This is a genomic window from Hamadaea flava (assembly GCF_024172085.1).
In the GTDB taxonomy this organism is placed as follows: Bacteria; Actinomycetota; Actinomycetes; order Mycobacteriales; family Micromonosporaceae; genus Hamadaea; species Hamadaea flava.
Window position 1 is genome coordinate 1,666,301 of record NZ_JAMZDZ010000001.1, and the last position, 19,085, is coordinate 1,685,385.

Consider the following 19,085-nt stretch of genomic DNA (forward strand, 5'->3'; position numbering starts at 1 on the left):
CGCCGGAAATTAGCAAGGCGATGCGTACGCCAGCAATCACAGAATTGCATTCTAGGTTGTCTTGCGTCTCTTATGAGAGATGCCTCGAATACCTGTCTGACAAAGAAATTCCGGGTAGCCGACAATTGTTGTTCCGGCTATTGTTCACGGCGACCGGATCGCGTGCGACAAAGGAGCCGTAATGGCGGGCATCGCCCACGACGTCACTCTCTTCATTGGAGCCCGACCCAACCTGCCCAAGGCCGCGACGCTCGTCCGCGCGTTCGCCGCGCCACCGCTGCGCGACGCCGGAGCCGGGCTGCGTGTCGTCCACACCGGACAACACGCCGCCGGGCGGATGGGCCTGTCCTACGCCGACACGCTCGGCATACGCGTCGAGGAGGTGCTGCGAGCGCCGGACGCGGAGCGCGACGGCGAGCGGCTCTCCTCACTGGTCGCCGTGATCGACCGCTACCTGGCCCGATCCGGCGACCCGGACCTCGCGGTGGTGGTCGGCGACGTGAACTCGACGCTGGCCGCAGCCGTGGTCGCCGCCCGCAACGGCATCCCGGTCGCGCACGTGGAGGCCGGGCTGCGCTCGCATGTGCGCGACGAGCCCGAGGAACTCAACCGCCGGATGATCACCGCCGTGGCCGACTTCCACCTCGCGCCGTCCCGGCGTGCGGTCGGCAACCTGCTCCGCGAGAACATCTCCGGCGAACGGATCTGGCTGGTGGGCAACGCCCACACCGAGAGCTTCCTGCTCGGAGCCGACGAGCGCCGGGCCGCGGCCGACCCGGCCGACCTCGGCTTGGAGCCCGGCTCCTATGTGCTGCTATCGGTGCACAAGGCGTCGACCATGCAGCATCAGACCTGGCTGGAGGAGCTGGTGCACAAGCTGGCCGGCCAGGAACGCGTGGTGTGGGTGCTGCATCCGGGCTGCCACAAGCTGCTGACCCTGGCCGCGCCGCACCTGCTCGCCGTCGACGGCGTCCGCTACCTGGACCCGTTGCCCTACCACGATTTCGGCCGGCTGCTCACCTCGGCCGCCTGTGTGGTCACCGACTCGGCCGGGATGCAGGAGGAGACCACGGTCTCCGGCGTCGCCTGCGTCACCGTCGGCGTCGACACCGCCCGTCCCGAGACCGTCAGCCACGGCACCAACGCGTTCGCCGGCTTCGACGTCGGGCTCGCCCTCGCGGCCACCGACCAGGCGGTACGCGGGCCGCGGCGCCCGGCGCAGGTGCCCGAGCACTGGGACACGTCGGTCAGCACCCGGATCAGCGAGGTGCTCGCGGGCATCCTCGCCGACTCCGCGGCCGCCCGGCAGAACGCCTCGCTCACCCACCGATAAACGCTCGCACACCGACAAGGGGGCTCGACGATGCGACGGCTGGACCTTCCGAATCTCGTGACCGCCACCCGCTACCCCAGCGCGCTGGTCTTCCTGCTCGCCTGCGCCGCCGGCCGTCCGTCGTGGTCGGCGGCGACCCTGGCGCTGCTCCTCCTGACCTACCTGACCGACCTGCTCGACGGCTTCCTGGCGCGGCGTACGCCCGGACGGGATCCGCGGGCGGGCCAGGTGATGGACAGCGCCGCCGACAGCTACACGTTCGTCATCGTCTTCACCGGCTTGTTCGTCGCCGGCGTGGTCCACCCGATCACGCTGTGCGCGGTGATCGGCGGCCGGGCCGTGCTCGACCTGACCCGCCTGGTCGGGCTGGCCCGGGGCGAAAGCTACCTGCGCCCGACGTTCTACACGAAGGCCAAGGGCTTCGTGTACTGCAGCCTGTCCATCGTCCTGTACGCCAAGACCGTGCCCGTGTTCGCCTGGCTGGGCCGCGATCCGCTGCCCGTGGCCGCCAACACGGCGCTCGTGCTGGCCACGGTGGCGGCGGTGGGCTCCTTCCTCGCCGTGCACCGGCAGCACTTTCTGACCATGTTCGCTCCGGCGACCCCCTCGATCACCGAAAGGTTGGAGCATGTCGAAACCCAATCGCCAAGCCGCGCTTGACCAATACGGGAAGATCGCGAGCTATTACGACTACCAGCTCGTCTTCCGTGGGATGCGGGCCAAGGGCATCGCCGCCCTGGGCCTGCGCCCGGGACAGACGGTGCTGGAGGCCGGTTGCGGCACCGGCGTCAACTTCGCCCGGCTGCGTGCCGGGGTGGGAGCGACCGGGCAGGTCTACGGCATCGACCAGAGCCCGCTGATGCTGCGGCAGGCGCGCGCGAAGATCGCCCGGCGGGGCTGGACGAATGTGGAGGTCTTCGAGTCGCCGTTGGAGGAGGCGGAGCTGCCGTTGCTCGCCGACGCGCTGCTGTTCTCCTTCACGCACGACCTGTCGCAGATCCCGGCGGCGGTCGACAGCGCGATGGCGAAGGTACGCCCCGGCGGCCGGGTCGTGGCCATCTGCACGCACTGGAACGAGAAGACCGCGCCCAAGGCCGCGACGACCGTCATCAAGCGGCTGTCCGACCGCTATATGACCACATACGACGGTTACGACGAGCCCTGGCACCTCATCGTCCGGCATCTGAGCGGAGTACATCGCGCCCGACACTGGTTCGGCACGATGTACATCGTCAGCGGTGAGCGTACCGGCGACCGAGAGGAGACCGCCGTCAGATGAGCGTCACCCAGCCCGTCGCCGAGCTGTTGCGGCCGCTATATGCGTACACCGTGGACGATCTGGTCCAGCGGGTGCGCGCGGCGGCGACCGACCACCAGACCGAGGACGGCGTCAGGTTCGTCACGTTCGGCGCCGCCGACGAGCCGATCGGCGACGCGCTGGTGTGCCTCGGCCCGTTCGGCGGCCGGGTGGACTGGGCCAATCCGCTGCCGATGGTGCGCGGGCACCTCATGCACGAACTCCTCCGGCAGCTCGCCGGACCGAAGGCCCCGGCCGTCGTCGTGCTGCCCGGGCCGACCGGGCTCGCCGGCGTTCGCGACCCGGCGCTGCGTCGCGCGTACCACGCCGGGGACTTCGGCCCGATCGCCGACCGTTATCTGGCGGTGCTCACCCGGGCCGGCGTCGGGCGGGTGTGCCTGCACGGCTTCTCGCAGGGTGCGAGCCTGGCCGGGTTCGTCGCCGCCCGCGCGGCCGCGCACGGTGTCGACGTCGACAGCGTCGCGCTCGGCGATCCGCCCGGACTGCGCAGCACCAACTGGCCGACGATCGCCTGGCGCTACGTACGCGAAGGCGCCAGCATCTCCGACGACGTGTCCCACAATCCGCTGGAGAGCTATCGGAACGCGTACCGGACGCTGGCCGCCAGGGCGCGGACGAACGCGTTGGTGAGCGAGATCCGGCTCAATCTGGCGCTGGCCCGCGGGCACGGCCGCGGACGGCTCAGTGCGGAGCTGCGCGGCGTGCTCGATCGGGGCATCCCGGTCGGCATCACCGTCGGAGAGCATTCGCGGATGTCGCCCGCGGCGGCCGGTCAGGCGTTTCTCCGTACGCTGCCGGACGCCCAGCGCCGCCACTGCGACCTGCTGGTCATCGCCGACCGGCATCACGGCTGGCTGCACGACACCCCGGTGTTGTTGCAGAGCCTGCTGATCCACCTGTGGCACAAGTCCCGGCTCATCGACGCGCCGGCCGACGCGGGCCCGTGGCCGCAGGTGCTCGGGTTGGCGACCGGCCATTCTCAGCAGCACTCCGACAGCTAGGAGAATTTACATGCGTGTGACCAAATCCGTGCTCGCCGTCGTCATCCTGGTGCTCGCGCTCCTAGGTGGACTCTCGTCGCCGGCCCAGGCCGGCCCCGGGACCGGCGACGACTTCATCTGGTGCGGGCTCGATCCGTTCGACGGCGGCAGCAGCTGCTGACGCAACCTACCGGGTAGCCATCGGCGTCTATGGGAAAACGGATTCGCAGCCGACCCCGGCGGCCACAGCCATCTCCTAGTCAACCAGCGGGAGAGGTATGGTTATGACTCCGCCTTGGGGGGAGGCTCGGGAGTGCTCGATGTGCTGGTGCTCGGCCCGGTCGAGGCGCGCTACCAGGGCACTGTCGTCCCGTTCGCCCGCCGCCATCAACGGCTCATTCTGGGCATCCTCGCCTTGGAGTGCAATCGCGAGGTCTCCTGCGACCGGCTGATCGGTCTGCTGTGGGAGCAGCCCGCGCCTCGCCAGGCGCGGGCTGCCGTCCAGAGCCGGATGTCCGAGATCCGGTCCACCCTCGCGCAGTACCACGAGGACGGACCTGTCCCGATCGTCTCCCGAGGCAACAGTTATGTGCTGCAGCTCGATCCCGAGCGGGTCGACGCGCACCGGTTCCGAACGCTCACCGCGGCGGGTCGGCTGCCCGGCGACGACGAACAAGCTCGGCACAACCTGCGTACGGCGCTTGCGCTGTGGCGGGGACCGGCGCTGGGCACCCGGCCGGGCGACGCGCCGCTGAGCGCGCTCTGTCAGCAGCTGGAGGCCGCCCGGCTGACCGCCTGGGAAGACCTGTTCGACCTGGAGCTGCTGCTGGGCCGCCACCACGAGGTCGTCGACGAGATCGTGGAGCTGGCCGCCCGGCATCGCACCCGCGACCGGCTGATGGAACACATGATGCTGGCCCTGCACCGGGTCGGCCGCAGCAGCGAGGCGTTGCAAGGCTATGACCGCTGGCGGCGCTGGCTGGACGCCGAGCTGGGCGCGCTGCCACGCCCGGACCTGCAACGGCTGCACGTGTCCATCCTCAACAATGATCCCGGTCTGCTGGCCGTCCCGGCCGGCGCCGCGGAAGAGGCCGCCGACGTGCCGTTCACCGCGGCCGTGCCGCGTACCCTGCCGCCCGCGCTCATCGACTTCAGCGGCCGCTCGGAACAGCTGGCCACGCTCACCGCCGCGCTGTCCGCCCAGGACCACCGCCCCACTCGGGTCGTCGCGGTCTCCGGGCCGCCCGGGGTGGGCAAGACCGCGTTGGCCTTGCAGGCCGCGCACGCTCTGCGCGACGAGTTCCCCGACGGTCAGTTGTACGCCAATCTGCGCGGCACCGATCCCGAGGAGGCGGTGCCCCCGTTCGACGCGCTCGGCCGGTTCCTGCGCGGGTTCAATGTGGAGGGCCAGGCGCTGCCGAGCACGCTGGACGAACGCGCCGAACTGTTCCGGGACATCCTGGCGACGCGCAAGGTGCTGGTGGTCCTCGACGACGCCGCCGGGGACGACCAACTGCTGCCACTGCTGCCGGGCAGCATCGAATGCGCCGTGCTCGTCACCGGGCGAGCCCGGCTCGGCACCACGCTGGGCGCGCGTACGGTCGCCTTGGATCTGCTGGCGCCGGATCAGGCGCTGGATCTGTTGTCCTGCATCGTCGGAGCCGAACGGGTGGCGGCCGAACCCCGGGCGTCGGCGAGGCTGGCCCGGCTCTGCGGCTACCTGCCGTTGGCGATCCGGGTCGTCGGCGCGCGGCTGGCCGCCAAACCGCACTGGACCATCGAGAAGATGGCCGCCCTGTGCGCCGACGAGCAGAGTCGGCTCGACCAGCTCGCCTACCAGCATCTCGACGTACGCAGCAGCATCGCGCTGAGCTACGAGGGCCTGCCCGAGGAAGCCCGGCGGCTCATGCGGCTGCTCGGCGACGTCGACCTGCCCGATGCCACCGTGTGGATCTCCACCGCGCTGCTCGGCCGGGACGTCGACACGGCCTGGCTCGCGCTGGAGAACCTGTTCGACGCCAACCTCATCGACGTCTCGGGCCGCGACACCGCCGGATATCCCCGGTATCGCATGCACGACCTGGTGCGGCTGTTCGCCAAGGAACGAGCCGCCGCCGAACATCCGCCCGCCGACCTCGCCGCGGCGCGCAGCCGGGCGTACCGGTTCTGCCTGACCTTGGCCGAACGGGAGTATCTGCGGCTGTTCGGCGACGGCGGTCACCGCGTCCGCGGCGACACCCCGCGATGGACTCCGGTCGGCGTACGCGCCGGGTCCGGGGCTCGCTGGTCGCCCGGCCAGGATCTCGTCGGCGAACTGCTGGCCAAGCCGATGCGCTGGTTCGACCACGAGCGGCCGACGGTGATCGCGATGATCCAGAAGGCGGCCCGGGACGAGCTGGCCGGGGTGTGCTGGGAACTCACCAGCACCGTCGCGCCGATGTTCCAGATGCGCCGCGACTTCTGGGATCTGGAGTCGATCCTGTGGGTCGCCCAGCGCGCGACCGAGGCGGCCGGTGACACGCGGGGACGGACCGCCGTGCTGTGCCGGATCGCGCTCAACCACGTCGACCGCAGTCAGCCCGATGCCGCCCTGCGGCTGCTGACCGAGGCCGCCGACACGTTCGTCACGCTCGCCGACACCCACGCGTACGCCACCACGCTGTCCCTGCTGGCCACCGTAGAACGATTCCTCGATCGCAACGACGACGCGCTCATCCACTACACGGAGTCGATGCAGCTGCTGCGCACCAGCGGAGACGAGGTCGCCGTCGCGTGGGTGCTGCGGGGGATGGGCCAGGCACACCTGGACGCCAAGGATCTTCCCCAGGCCCGGGAGCACCTGGCGGAGGCCCTTCGGCGATTCCGGGCGGCGGGCTCGCAGCAGGGCGAGGCGACGGCGCTGTTCTGGCTGGCCCGGCTCGTGTTCGCCGAAGGACGGCCCGAGGAGGCGCTGACCGGATTCGAGCAGGCGTTGCAGATCGCCCGCCACCTCACCGACCGGCCGGGCGAGGCGCAGTGCCTGCGCGGAATCGGCCTGGTCCATCGGGCGCTCGGCGACACCGTCCAGGCCCGCGCCGCCCTCACCCGAGCGCTCGACCTGGTCCGGCAGCCGCGAGCCACGCTGTTGGAGAGCCACATCCGGCGAACCCTCGACGACGTCGAGTAGGTCTCCGCCACGGTGGCGTCAAGGCGATGCCGGTGACTTCCGTCAGCCGGGGATCACCACGGTCGTCGACGGCATCGGCACGACGGACGGCTCCGGCCCCGACGGTGTCGGCGCAGCGCTGGAGGGACCTGGGATCGACGGAGTCGGGCTGGCCGGCCCCGAACCGGACGGGCTGGGGATCGGCGTCGGCGGGCTGGAGACCGTGGCAGACGGCGTCGGTGTGGTCTGGCCGCGCCGAGGCAGCCGAAGCGGAGTGTCGTCGCCGTTCCGACGGAGCGGTGGAATCACCACCTTGCCGCACCAGGCCGGGACCTGCCACGGGATGTAGGAGAACTCGCCGTTGCTGTAGATCGCCACCTTCCCGGTGCCGTACTGCCGGAGAAACGGCAGATCGGAGAGACGAATCGTGGTGTTCTCCCCCGGTTCCAGGGAGACCGCCCGGATCTGGTGCCACAGCGGCCACTCCTCCCGGGGATCGGTCACCACCTCGGCGAAGGCGAGCAGCGCCGGGGTGGTCGCCGTCGGAGCGTTCCAGATGGTCGCGACGATGTCGCCGGTGCAGGCGACGCCCACACTCGCCCCGGAGTTCCGATTGCACACCGGACCGGTCTTCTTCACGTACAGCCCGAGTGGGCCGCTGGAGTGGTTGCCGGGTGCGGCACTGCTCCCGGCAAGATAGTTGGGCTCGAAGAAGGCACCGCCGCCACCGGGGTCCATCACCGCCAGGGCGACCTTGCCCTGGCACGAAGGAACGTTGACGGCGATCGACATCTTGGTCGTGGCGCTGAAGAACTCCGCGTACGCGGAGCTGTAGTCGAACGGCAGGTCACCCGCCTTGGCGGTCAGCCTGAAATCCTGCTCGTCGCCCGCGCAGAGCGGCTTGCCGACCAACTCGATCGTGGCCGTCCCAGCCGCCCCGTCGAATGTGTGCCGGAATCGTGCGGCCGAAGTATGCACACAGCCCGTCCCGGCCGGCAGCGGTGCGCAACCGGCCGGCAGCGGATGCACCCTGGTCAGAGTCAGTTTGGCCGTGCTGTCCACACGTTGGACCACGACGGTGATCCCGACGCGGGTGTCAGTCGCGGGCGCAGTCTGGACATACAGCGCGTTGGGCAGCCAATCCACATAAGTGAAGATCGTCTTGGTCGGGGTGAGGGTGGCTCCGCTGACCGCGTCCCGCAGCGACACGACCTTCACGTCGACCGGGCTGAGGTCCACCAGGCTGTAGGTGATCTGCCATTGCCCGGCGGTGTCGCAGTAGGCGCTGCTCGCGATCGAGATCGCCGGCGCGGTGTCGGCCGTCGCCGGCGACGAGGCGCTCAGCAGTGCTCCGCCGGCCAGCATCGCGACTGCCGCAAGCGCTCTGACGATTCTGGATGTGGCCATGCGTCACCCTCCCCGTAGCTGGCGCACAGTGTAGAGCTTCCGGCGGTGAAGCGACGGCCCGGCCGCAGGTGCTATCGCGACCCGAACAGCTGCGTCCAGTAGTACCGGTACGGGCCGCCCTTGGCCATGCCGATGCCGACGGCCTTGTGCGAGCAGTTGAGGATGTTCGCCTTGTGCCCGGGCGAGTTCATGAACTGGTTCATCGTGCCCTTCGCCGTGGCGTTCCCGGCTGCGATGTTCTCGGCGGAGGCGTACTGGTAGCCGGCCGCCCTCGCCCGGTCCCAGGGCGTACGCCCGTCGAGGGAGGTGTGCGAGAAGTACTCGTTGGCGGCCATGTCGGCACTGTGCAGTTCGGCGGCCTTGGCCAGCTTGTCGTTGAACACGACCGCCTTGCAGCCGGCCTTGGCCCGTTCGGCGTTGATGAGCGCCAGCATCTGCTTCTCCGGGGACAGCTTCGTCGGGCTGCTGCTCGGCGACGGCGTACGGCTGGCCGGGGCGGACGTCGACGGCACGGCCGACGGTGCGACGGACGGGGCGGCCGAAGACTCCGCTGATGAGGACGCGCTGGGTGCGGCGTCGGGCGTCGGCGGGACGTCCGCGGCGTACGCGATGGTGCCGGCCGCGACGCTGGCCAGTACGACGCCGAGGGCCGCCTTCACCGCCAGCCACCGCAGCGGGCTGCCCGCCACTCGGGCCGTCGGCTTGCCGAGCAGCACCGCCAGCGTTCCGGCGTACGCGGGAACGGCCACGTCGACGCGCTTGCACTGCTCGCACCGGCGTACGTGGTGGTCGACGCTGGCCCGCTGCTTGGCCGACAGCGGCGGGCGGGCTCCTTGCAGCAACCGGGTCAGCGGCTGGCAACGGTCGCTTTGGCGTACCATCATGGTCGTCTTGATCGCGTGGCCGAGCGCGGAACGTGCGCGGTGGACGAGCACTGCCGCGTGCGCGCCGCGGACGCCGACCACCTCCCCGATCTCTTTGCTGGACAGGTCCCAGCGCAGGGCGAGTTCGAGGACCGCGCGCTGGCGCGGTTCGAGTCCCATGGCCGCGTCCCAGACGAGCTGACGGGTCTCGCGGCGTTCGGCCGCCGTCTCCGGACTGGCCAGCGGGTCCGGGTCGGCGATGTCGACGCCTTCGCCGAGCGGCACGAACGAGCGGCGGCGGGCCGAGCGCAGCGCGTGCCGGTACGCGATGGAGAACAGCCACGTCTTGATCGCGGCCGGATCCCGCAGCGAGCCGAGGTCGCGCCAGGCGATGAGGAAGCACTCCTGGACGATGTCCTCGGCCTGGTGATGGTCGCCGACCTGCCGGATGACCAGGCCGAGCAGGCTGGGCCGATAGCGGCGGTAGAGCTGTTCGAACGCGTCGCGGTCCCCGGCCGCGGCGGCCTGCGCCAGATACGCGTCGGACGTCATGTTCACTCCCGGGGTCGAGGGCTTGACCTTAGTAGGTGCCTGCGGCGATGGTCACCATTACGACCAGCGGGAGAATTTCTTCGGTTAGCATCGCCGAATGTCTGACCTGCGGGAAACTGTCATCGCCTGGCAACTCGGCTGGGCCGCCAGCCGGGAGCTGCCCTCGGCACAGCCGGTCGACGGCGGCCTGCGCGTCGAATGCCGCCAGCCGTTGCGGGACGTGGAGATCTTCGCGCTGCACGCCGACGACGACCCGGACTCGGTGACGCGTCTCGCCGAGCTGCTGCCGGCGGAGACGGACACCGCCTGGCTGACCGTGGCGACCCGCGAGCCCGACCGGGTCGCGGCCCTGCTGGAGGCGGCCGGGCTGGAGTTCTACTCCCGGGTCGAGGCGCTGATGACGACGGATCTGCGGACGCAGCCGGTCCGCCCGGTGGCCGCGCCGTATCGGCTGCACACCGAGGTCACCGGTCCAGTGGTGCACGTCCGTGTCCTGGCCGACGACGGCACCGAGGCGGCGCACGGGTACGCCGGACTCGCCGGCTCCTACGCGGTGATCGACCGGATCCTGACGGCGCCGGAGCATCGCCGGCGGTCGCTCGGCACCGCCGTGATGACCGCGCTCGCCGAGGCCGCGATCGCCGCGGGCGCTCCGCAGGGCCTGCTCGTCGGCAGTGTCGAGGGTCAGGCGCTGTACGGCTCGCTGGGCTGGTCGAAGGTCGCCGACGTACTGGTCGCGAAGCTGCCCGGCTCGCCTACTGCATGATCATGGTCGTTTCCGCGCTGCCATGGTGGCCCGGAAATGACCATGATCATAGAGAATCATCGAACTGGTCGGGCTACAGTGGACGATGCCTGATGAAGCCGAGCGGCCAATCGTCGTCACCTTCGACAGCCGATACACCCGCGCCGCCATGGCGATGCTGCACTCCTTATCAGCTGTCCGAACTGGACAGAAGACCACGGTCATCGCGCTCGCCGGCGAGCTGCCCCAGCGCCAGGCGTACGCCGTCACCAGCGCAGCCCACGCGGCTGGGCTCGACTTCGAGATCCGCGACATGACGGGCGCGTGCCTGGATCTGCCGTTCGACTCGCACGGCTCACCCGCGGTCTACTACCGCCTGCACATCGCCGAGTTGCTCCCCGAGTACGACAGCGCGCTGTACGTCGACGCGGACACCATCTTCCTGCGCGATCCGGCGGAGCTGCTCACCCTGGACCTCGGACCGCACCCGCTCGCCGCGGTTCAGGACGTGTGCGTACCCACCCTCGGCTCCCCCGACTGCCTGCCCGGCGTGCCGCTCGACGAGGACGAGCGCGCGCTGCCGTACTTCAACTCCGGGCTCCTGGTCATCGACCTCGACCACTGGCGGCGGCTCGGCATCGGCTCGGCCGCGCTGCGCTTCGCCACCACGTCCGCGCAGCACGTGCGGTTCTGGGACCAGGACGCGCTCAACCACGTGGTACGCGGAGACTGGCGTCGGCTCGACCGGCGCTGGAACGTCTTCCCGCTGGAGGACATCTGGCAGGCGGAGGAGTTCCCCTACTACGGCGAGGAATACGTTCCCCGCAGCGGGCTGGCCCGGTTGGCGCGGGAGGCGTACCTCATCCATTTCGTCACCCGTCACAAGCCGTGGACGGACAGCTTTCCGGCGGGTCGTCTACGGGATCTGTGGTGGTCCTACGACGAACCAGCTGTGCGGTGAACTGCGGAGCGAAGGTCGCCCCTCGACGCCCGCGCGCCAAGGCCACGAGATGCCGCCGCCACATGCCGCCGGCCAGGATCGCCGCGACGACGGTCGAGCGAAACGATCGGCCGAGGTAGCGGTGGGTCGACCGCGACCACAGGTTCGCGGTGTCGACCGTGGCCGCCGAGGACTGCGCGCCCGCGTGGTTCACGAGCAGTCGGGGATCGATCAGGACTCGCCATCCGTTGGCGCGCAGGCGATCGGACAGATCGAGGTCCTCGTTGTACAGGAACAGGTCGGGGCGGAAGCCACCGATCGCGTCGAACGCCGTTCGGCGGACGAGGAGGCAGGCGCCGGACGCCCAGCCGACGGCGATCGGAACGCATGCCCGGGTCGCCGTAGCCCAGACGCAGCGGGAACCGAGCAGGACGTCGGGCAGCAGGAGATAGCCCAGCGCGGAGAGCAGGCCCGGTGTCGCGCCGCCGTAGATCTGCCGCCGGCCCAGCCGGGGCGCGCAGGCGGCCGCGTCCGGCCACTCCTCCAGCACCGAGATCAGGCCGTCGATCGTCGACGGGTCGGCTCGGCAGTCCGGGTTGAGGAACAACAGGTACGCCGAGGCACTCTCTCGCGCGCCGACGTTGCAGGCGTACCCGAAGCCGGCGTTGCGCCCGATCGCGATGTACCGGTGCCCAGCGCACACGCGCCGGGTATCGACGTCGACGCGTTCGGCGTTGTCGACGACCGTCACCGGATACCGTCCGGACAGGCCGCCGAGCATCCCGGCCAGCTGGACCGAACTCCAGTAGGAGACGGTCACGACCTGCACGCTTCCCCGAGGTCCGATGTCGCGCCTCCTGTCCACCAGGCGTACGCAGAGCGCTTACTGATTGAGGTACGCCAGAACCGCCAGCACGCGGCGGTGGCCGTCGGCCGACGGGGGCAGGCCGAGCTTGGCGAAGAGGGCGTTGATGTGGTTGCTGACCGACTTCTCGGTGATCGTCAGGTCGGCGGCGATCGCGGCGTTCGACCGGCCCTCGGCCATCAGCCGCAGCACGTCCCGTTCGCGGGGGGTCAGCACGGCCAGGCTGCTGCGCTGCTGGAGCAGCTGGGAGACCACCTCGGGGTCCATCACCGTCGCACCAGCGGCCACCTGGCGCAACGCGTCGATGAACTGCTGTACGTCGCCGATCCGGTCTTTCAGCAGGTAACCCACGCCACCCGCACGGTCGGAGAGCAGCTCCCTCGCGTACAGCTGCTCCACATACTGCGACAAGATCAGCACCGGGAGGCCGGGAACCTCGGTTCGGGCGGCGATGACCGAGCGCAGGCCCTCGTCGGTGAAGCTCGGCGGGAGGCGTACGTCGATGACCGAGACGTCGGGACGGTGCTCCACCAGCGCCTCGGTCAGCTGCGAGCCGTCGTCGAGCGCGACCACCACCTCGAAGCCGTAGGCGGTCAGCATCCTGGTCAGGCCGTCGCGCAGCAGGGGCTGGTCCTCGGCGATCAAGACGCGCACGGCAGCTCCATCTCCAGCGTGGTGGGGCCGCCCGTGGGGCTGCTGATCCGCAGGGAGCCGTCGAACGCCGACAGCCTTCGCTGGATCCCGCGCAGTCCCGTGCCTCGTCCGGCGTGGGCGCCGCCCCGGCCGTTGTCGTGCACGGCCAGACTCAGAAAGTGTCCATGATCGGCGACGGCGACCTGGATCAGGGTCGCGCCGCTGTGACGGATCGCGTTGACCATGGACTCGGCGAGGACGAAGTACGCCGCCGACTCCACGGGGGCGGTCAGTCGCCGGTCGAGCCGCAGGTCGAGCTCCACCGGGATGCTACTGGACAGTGCCAGCGCCTGCGCCGCGCCGGCCAGGCCACGGTCGGCCAGCATCGGCGGGTGGATGCCGCGTACCAGGTCGCGCAGCTCGGTCAGGGCAGAGCCGGCGCTCGCGCTCGCCTCGGCCATCAGCGCCCTCGCCGTGGCCGGGTCGGCGTCGAGCACGTCCTGTGCCATGCCGATGTTCATGCGTACCGCAACGAGGCGCATCTGCGCGCCGTCGTGCAGATCCCGTTCGATCCGGCGCAGCTCCGCGGCGGAGGCGTCGACGGCCGCCGCCCTGGTCGCGGTGAGCCGGTCCACGCGAGCCGACAGCTGTGCCGCGGACGTGGGGCGGAGCAGCGCGGCCGCCAGCCGGGCCTGACCGCTGAGCAGATGCCGGGGCAGGCGGTACGCGAGGAGCGCCAGCCCTGCGCCGACCGGCACCAGCAGCCAGCCCAGCAGGGTCGACCGGCCGGTGAACTCGAGTACCGCCGGGTCGAACCCGGTCCGAGCCGGCAACAGCGCCCGCAGCAGCGGTGCGGTCAGGCATTCCACGGCGGCGAGCCACAGCCCGAGACCTGCCGCGAGGCCGGCGATGCCGAGCCCGAACTGCGACACCAGCCAGGCCAGGTCACGCCAGGTCGCCGTGTCGCTGACCACGGCGCGGGCTCTGGGGAGCAGTCCTTCGGGATGGTCCGCATAGGGCCGTTCGATCGGCCTGCCGAGCAGCGCGGCGGCCCGATCGCGCTGAACGTTCGCCAGCCGGCGCAGCAGTGTCCCGGCGACGCCGAACACCACGATGCCCAAGCCCGCGACGAGACTCGCCGGCACCGAGAGCAGAATCATGGCCAGCAGGAACGGCGCCGGCAGCCCGATGACCGCGCCGACGAGCAGCTGCCCTGACTCGCGAGCACCGCGGGCGAACCTCCACCCCATGGTCACGTCCCTCCCCTGCGTCCGAGTGCCCGGCCGACCGCCGACCACAAGATCGAATCTAGGGAGTCGGACCGGGGGAGTCGACGGAGCAGGCCCCTCACTACGTCCAGGTGCCTGCACCCAGCCGACTTCAGGTGCGTCCGCCGTGGTCCCCGACCTGGTCGACGAGCGAGCCTGTTCGTCATGAGAACGACGTGGAGATGGATTCTAGTGACGCTGCTCGCCCTGGGCGCCGGAGGCCCGTATGCGACGCCGGCGGCAGCTGCGCCCGGGGTGGACGTGGCCGCCACCGTGGTCTCCTTCGAGGGCGATGATGGCGTGGTGCTGCACGGGACCGTGGTGGCACCGGCGGCTTCGGCGGTGCGTCGGCCCGCGATGGTGATGCTCCAGGGCGCGGGTAATCGGGGTCAGCAGGCGCTGCGCGCCGACGCTGAGGCGTTCGCTCGGCAGGGCGTCGTGGTGCTCCTCTACGACAAGCGCACGGACGGCTACTCCCTGCTGCAACGGGACTACTCGGTGCTCGCCGGGGACGCGCTCGCCGGTCTGCGAACGTTGCGCGCTCGGCACGACGTCGACCCGGCCCGGCTGGGGTTGTGGGCCGCCTCGGAGGGCGCCTTCGTGGCGCCGCTCGCCGCCACCCGGTCGGCCGACGTGAAGTTCGTGATCACCGTCGGCGCCGTCGGCGTCGCGCCCGCCGTCCAGACCCGTTGGCAGTGGGGCCAATACCTCCACCACCGTGGGGTGTCGGGCTCGCTGGCGTACGCCATGCGGGAGCCCTCGTTTCAGACGATCATCGCCGCGGGAATGTTCCCCGAGGCCGGCTTCGATCCGGCGCCCGCGTGGCGCGGCGTACGCCAGCCCGTGCTCGCCGAGTGGGGCGAACTCGACTACGACGCCATGCCGGAGTTGAGCAGCCAGACGATCCAGCGGGCGCTGAGCAGCGGCGGCAACACCCACGTCACGGTCCGCAGGGTGCCGGGGGTGCGGCACACTCTGCACCTGACCGCCAACGGCGGCTTCGATCACCTCGACGCCCTTCCGGCCGACTACGGCCGGTACGAGGCGGCCTGGATCGACCGGATGCCGGAGACGACGACCGGCACAGATCAGGACCCCGACGTTCCCACTGTCGCACCGCTGCCCTGGTACGGGTCGACGTGGCTCCAGGCCGCCGGATTCTCGCTGCTCTTGGTGGGCTTCGCCGGCTATCCGCTGACCGCCGGCGTCCGTCGCTTCCGGGGCCGGCGTGGTGCCCCTCCGGTGCGCCGGCCCGCCCGCTGGCTGGCCGCTGCGGGCCTGGCCACCGCGCTCGCCGCGCCCGCGTACCTCTTCTTCATGATGGCCACCGCCGCGAACGTCATCGGACCGGTGATCCTCGGCCGTACGCTGCCGTGGCTGGTCCTGCACCTGCTCGCCGTCGGCACCGTCGCGGCGGCGGCGACGACCCTGGTCTCGTGGCGGCGACGGCGGACCGAGGTGGCACCGGCGGAGCGTGTCCGGCTCGGCCTGCTCGTCACCGCCGGCCTGACGTTCGTCCCGCTGGCCGTCTACTGGGGGCTGTTGCTGCCCTGAACGCAGTGTCCATCCATTCTGGACTCCATCGACGGTTGACCGGTTCTTCGCGGGTTCTTCACAACGTCCCGCCTAGGCTGCCACGATGATCTTGCAACCTTTGATGTGGAGACGTCTGGCCGCACTGGCTTCGACGATCCCGTTAGGACTCGGCGTGGCCGCGGTGGCGGCGGATTCCACCGCCGGCTCCCTGCTTCCGGCCGCCGTGCTGGAGTCTGCGGAGGCCGGGACCGGCACCGTGACCCTGGTGACCGGGGACCGGGTGGAGCTTCCCGGCCCCGGTCGGCAGCCCCGGATAACCCCGGCCGCCGGGCGCAGGTCCATGCCCTTCCAGGTACGCGCGAAGGCCGGCCATCTCCAGGTGATCCCCGGCGACGCCGCCGGACTGATCGCCGCCGGTCGGCTGGACGAGCGGCTGTTCGACGTGACGACGTTGCTGGCGTCCGGTTACGACGACTCACGTCGCGCCGAAGTGCCGGTCATCGTGCAGTCCAAGGACGAGCAGCCGGTGTCGGCCTTCGGCGTTCAGGGCCGGGTGCTGCGCAGCATCGGCGCGACGGCGGTGTCCGTGCCGAAGCGTGGAGCGACCGCCTGGTGGAAGACGACGGCGACCGCGCCGGGCGTACGGAAGGTCTGGCTCAACGGCTTGCGGCGGGTGAGCCTGGACCGCAGCGCGGCGCAGATCAACGCACCGGCCGCGTGGGGACAGGGATTGACCGGAGCCGGGGTGACCGTGGCCGTCGTCGACAGCGGCATCGACGCCGGCCACCCGGACCTCGCGGGAAAGGTGGTGGCCTCGGCGAACTTCACCGCCGACCCGGCTGGTGACGGCCGCGGCCACGGTACGCATGTCGCCTCGACCATCGCCGGTACCGGTGCCGCGTCCAACGGCCGATACCGGGGCATCGCCCCCGACGCACGCCTGCTCGACGCGAAGGTGTGCGACGCCGAAGGCATGTGCGCGGAGGATGCCATCCTGGCCGGGATGGAGTGGGCGGCGGTGACGCAGCACGCCCGCGTCGTGAACCTGAGCCTCGGCGGCGTCGACACCCCGGACGTCGATCCGCTGGAGCAGGCCGTGAACACGCTGTCGGCGCAGTATGGCACCCTGTTCGTCGTGGCCGCCGGCAACTCCGGCCCGAGTGACGGCACCGTGGAGTCGCCCGGCAGCGCCGAGGCGGCGTTGACCGTCGGCGCGGTCGACCGCCAGGACGCCGTCGCCGAGTTCTCCAGTCGTGGCCCCGTCCGCGGCACCGGTGGACTCAAGCCGGACCTGGCGGCTCCCGGGGTGGACATCGTCGCCGCGCTCGCCGCCGGCACGGAGTCCGGGGAGGTCGTGGACGACCGGTACGTGCGGCTGTCCGGCACCTCGATGGCGACGCCCCACGTCGCCGGGGCGGCGGCGATCCTGCTTCAGGCCCATCCGCAGTGGACGGGCGGCCAGCTGAAGTCGACCCTGATGGGCTCGGCTCACCTGACGCCGGACGCGCGGGTCGCCGATCAGGGAGCGGGCCGGGTCGACGTGGCGGCAGCGCTGAAGCTGCCCGTCACGGCTGCCCCGGCGAGCGTCGGCTTCGGCGTCGCCCGCTGGCCGCACACCGACGATCCGCTGCTGTCGACGACGATCACCTACACCAACACGGGCGATGGGGCGATCACCCTTGCCCTGGACTTGCGGGTGACGGGCGCGGACGGCGTACCGGCACCGGCGGGTTCGTTCACGGTCGGCTCCGACCACGTCGTGATCCCCGCCCACGGGTCCACATCGGTGACGGTCACCGCCGACACGAAGTCGGACGTGCTGCCGGTCGGCCGGTACGCGGGCCGGCTGCTCGCCTCGGCCGACGGCGTACAGGTCAGCACGCCGGTCGGGGTGGAGAAGGAAAGCGAGCACTACGACCTGAAGATCCGGCACATCGGCCGGGACGGCGCGGTGCCGGGCTCCTACGTCACCTTCGTCGACCGTGTCGGCGACTGCGGCACCGATCCGGCGTGTGGCGCGGTCGCCTTCGGTGCGGAGGGAGCATCGGCCGGCGTGTCGGTTCTCCGGTTGCCGCCGGGGCGCTACACGGTGGCCGAGTTCAGCACCACCGCCGGGACGAACGACACCAACCTGTTGATGCGCCCCGTTCTCGACCTGACCCGCGACGTCTCCTTGACGGTGGACGCCCGGCGAGCCAAACCGGTGGAGCTGACCGCTCCGCGAGCCTCGGCCCGGTTGATGCAGTGGGACCTGCACGCGGCGCGCGACATGGAGCGTCCCGGCGCGGTGTTCGACTATTCGGTGTCCGGCGACGCGTCCACGCCCCTCTACACCGGCGACCTCGGCGGCCCGCCAGCCTCCGGCGACCTCGTCGCCTTCGTCCAGGGCCGGCTGGCCGAACCCGGACCGGCCGGCGACTTCACCGGCAGCCCGTATGAATACCAACTGGCGTACACGAAGCTGGACAGGTTGTTCACCGGCTTGCGGCTGCGGCCCGCCCAACGCCAGTTCGCCACGGTGTACGCCCAGTACGCCGCCGTGACCGGCGAACCCCGCGACGTGAAGACCGAGCACGGGGCCCGGCCCACCGTCGGACGGGCCGACCTGCTCCAATTCGGACCCGTCTTCGCGACGAACCGCCTGATCGCCACCGCGCCCTTCACCCGCACCGAGTACTACCTGGCCGACGGGCTCGAGTGGAACACGATGATGATGCAGGGCAGCCGGGAGACCGGCGCGACCGACTATCTGCTGTACGACGAGCAGCGGCACCGCTATGAACCGGGCCGGACCTATCGGCAGGGGTGGTCCTCCGGCGTCTTCGGGCCGCATTTCGTCGCGCCGAAGATGCAGCCCAACGGATTGGCGAACGGCGTGATGCGGCAAGGCGACCGGTTCGCCGCCTCGGTGGTGATGTTCGCCGACTCCGACCCGAACCACGCGGGCGAACCCAAAGTGCAGGCCAGGACCGCACGAGCCCGGCTGTACCGCGACGGCGTCCTGCTCCAGGACTGGCAGCCCTTCGTCTACCTGAGTCGCACCCTGCCACCGGCGGAGTCGACCTACCGGCTGGAGGCCACCGTCACGCCGCCCGCCTCGGAGATCTCCACCAGTGTCACGACCGCGTGGACGTTCCGGTCGGCGCACGTGGACGGCGACCAGGCCGTCGCGCTGCCGCTGCTCGGCGTCCGCTATCGGCCCGACCTCGACGCGTACAACCGCGCGGCGGCGGGCGCGTACACCGTTCCGGTCGAGGTGTTCCGGCAGCTGGGAGCGGGAACGCCCGACATCACCCAGATCACCGTGGAGTACTCGGTCGACGACGGTGGCACCTGGCGGTCCGCGCCGCTCACCCGCGACGGCAGCCGCTGGCTGGCAGCCGTGGACAACCCGGCGGGTGGGGCGGTCTCCCTGCGGATCACCGCCGCCGACGCCGACGGCAACCGGCTCGAACAGACCACCACGCACGCGTACCTGGTCCGCTGAGTTCGTCGGCCCG

The 19,085-nt window shown here is 70.9% G+C and carries 15 protein-coding genes; 10 read left to right on the forward strand and 5 right to left on the reverse strand.

All coding sequences use genetic code 11. The features are described from left to right. The first annotated feature begins 181 nt into the window (after positions 1–181). The 6 genes from HDA40_RS07965 to HDA40_RS07990 all read left to right on the forward strand — a co-directional run bounded on the left by HDA40_RS07965 (position 182) and on the right by HDA40_RS07990 (position 6,797). Positions 182–1,333, forward strand: coding sequence for a UDP-N-acetyl glucosamine 2-epimerase (locus tag HDA40_RS07965; protein ID WP_253753489.1), 1,152 nt, complete (start codon positions 182–184; stop codon positions 1,331–1,333). Between the two features lie 30 nt (positions 1,334–1,363). Next, positions 1,364–1,993: a CDP-alcohol phosphatidyltransferase family protein gene (locus HDA40_RS07970; protein WP_253753491.1), complete on the forward strand. Its 630-nt coding sequence runs from the start codon at positions 1,364–1,366 to the stop codon at positions 1,991–1,993. Beyond that, positions 1,962–2,612, forward strand: a complete 651-nt coding sequence (locus HDA40_RS07975) for a class I SAM-dependent methyltransferase (RefSeq protein ID WP_253753493.1) — start codon at positions 1,962–1,964, stop codon at positions 2,610–2,612. Before HDA40_RS07970 ends, HDA40_RS07975 begins: the two co-directional genes overlap by 32 nt. Further along, complete coding sequence (locus HDA40_RS07980) at positions 2,609–3,652, forward strand: hypothetical protein (protein WP_253753495.1); 1,044 nt, start codon at positions 2,609–2,611, stop codon at positions 3,650–3,652. Before HDA40_RS07975 ends, HDA40_RS07980 begins: the two co-directional genes overlap by 4 nt. Before the next feature lie 10 nt (positions 3,653–3,662). Next, on the forward strand, positions 3,663–3,812 hold the full coding sequence (locus HDA40_RS07985) for a hypothetical protein (RefSeq protein WP_253753497.1): 150 nt from the start codon (positions 3,663–3,665) through the stop codon (positions 3,810–3,812). A gap of 132 nt (positions 3,813–3,944) precedes the next feature. Beyond that, the gene (locus HDA40_RS07990; RefSeq protein ID WP_253753499.1) at positions 3,945–6,797 is read left to right on the forward strand and encodes an AfsR/SARP family transcriptional regulator; all 2,853 of its coding nucleotides are present in this window, start codon (positions 3,945–3,947) and stop codon (positions 6,795–6,797) included. A gap of 42 nt (positions 6,798–6,839) precedes the next feature. On the opposite strand, the gene HDA40_RS07995 is transcribed toward HDA40_RS07990, so the two are convergent. Together HDA40_RS07995 and HDA40_RS08000 are read right to left on the reverse strand one after the other, a co-directional pair. Continuing rightward, the gene (locus tag HDA40_RS07995; protein WP_253753501.1) at positions 6,840–8,183 is read right to left on the reverse strand and encodes a hypothetical protein; all 1,344 of its coding nucleotides are present in this window, start codon (positions 8,181–8,183) and stop codon (positions 6,840–6,842) included. 71 nt (positions 8,184–8,254) lie between these two features. Continuing rightward, a complete protein-coding gene (locus tag HDA40_RS08000) occupies positions 8,255–9,598 on the reverse strand; it encodes a sigma-70 family RNA polymerase sigma factor (RefSeq protein WP_253753504.1) in 1,344 nt (447 codons plus the stop codon). Between the two features lie 97 nt (positions 9,599–9,695). On the opposite strand from HDA40_RS08000, the gene HDA40_RS08005 reads away from it, so the two are divergent. Both HDA40_RS08005 and HDA40_RS08010 read left to right on the forward strand, forming a co-directional pair. After that, positions 9,696–10,364, forward strand: coding sequence for a GNAT family N-acetyltransferase (locus HDA40_RS08005; RefSeq protein WP_253753506.1), 669 nt, complete (start codon positions 9,696–9,698; stop codon positions 10,362–10,364). A gap of 85 nt (positions 10,365–10,449) precedes the next feature. After that, positions 10,450–11,304, forward strand: a complete 855-nt coding sequence (locus HDA40_RS08010) for a glycosyltransferase family 8 protein (protein WP_253753508.1) — start codon at positions 10,450–10,452, stop codon at positions 11,302–11,304. On the opposite strand, the gene HDA40_RS08015 is transcribed toward HDA40_RS08010, so the two are convergent. Genes HDA40_RS08015 through HDA40_RS08025 form a run of 3 tightly spaced genes read right to left on the reverse strand, consistent with a single transcriptional unit; the run spans position 11,216 to position 14,031 of the window. After that, positions 11,216–12,148: a glycosyltransferase gene (locus HDA40_RS08015; RefSeq protein ID WP_308197677.1), complete on the reverse strand. Its 933-nt coding sequence runs from the start codon at positions 12,146–12,148 to the stop codon at positions 11,216–11,218. The genes HDA40_RS08010 and HDA40_RS08015 overlap by 89 nt on opposite strands. Before the next feature lie 18 nt (positions 12,149–12,166). After that, the gene (locus HDA40_RS08020; RefSeq protein WP_253753512.1) at positions 12,167–12,802 is read right to left on the reverse strand and encodes a LuxR C-terminal-related transcriptional regulator; all 636 of its coding nucleotides are present in this window, start codon (positions 12,800–12,802) and stop codon (positions 12,167–12,169) included. Next, positions 12,790–14,031 carry a sensor histidine kinase gene (locus HDA40_RS08025; RefSeq protein ID WP_253763592.1) on the reverse strand — a complete coding sequence of 414 codons (1,242 nt, stop codon included), beginning with the start codon at positions 14,029–14,031 and terminating at the stop codon, positions 12,790–12,792. Before HDA40_RS08025 ends, HDA40_RS08020 begins: the two co-directional genes overlap by 13 nt. Positions 14,032–14,214: 183 nt before the next feature. Between HDA40_RS08025 and HDA40_RS08030 the strand changes: the two genes are divergently transcribed. Then, the gene (locus HDA40_RS08030; RefSeq protein ID WP_253753514.1) at positions 14,215–15,603 is read left to right on the forward strand and encodes an alpha/beta hydrolase family protein; all 1,389 of its coding nucleotides are present in this window, start codon (positions 14,215–14,217) and stop codon (positions 15,601–15,603) included. 85 nt (positions 15,604–15,688) lie between these two features. Beyond that, on the forward strand, positions 15,689–19,072 hold the full coding sequence (locus HDA40_RS08035) for a S8 family peptidase (RefSeq protein ID WP_253753516.1): 3,384 nt from the start codon (positions 15,689–15,691) through the stop codon (positions 19,070–19,072). Positions 19,073–19,085 lie beyond the last annotated feature (13 nt).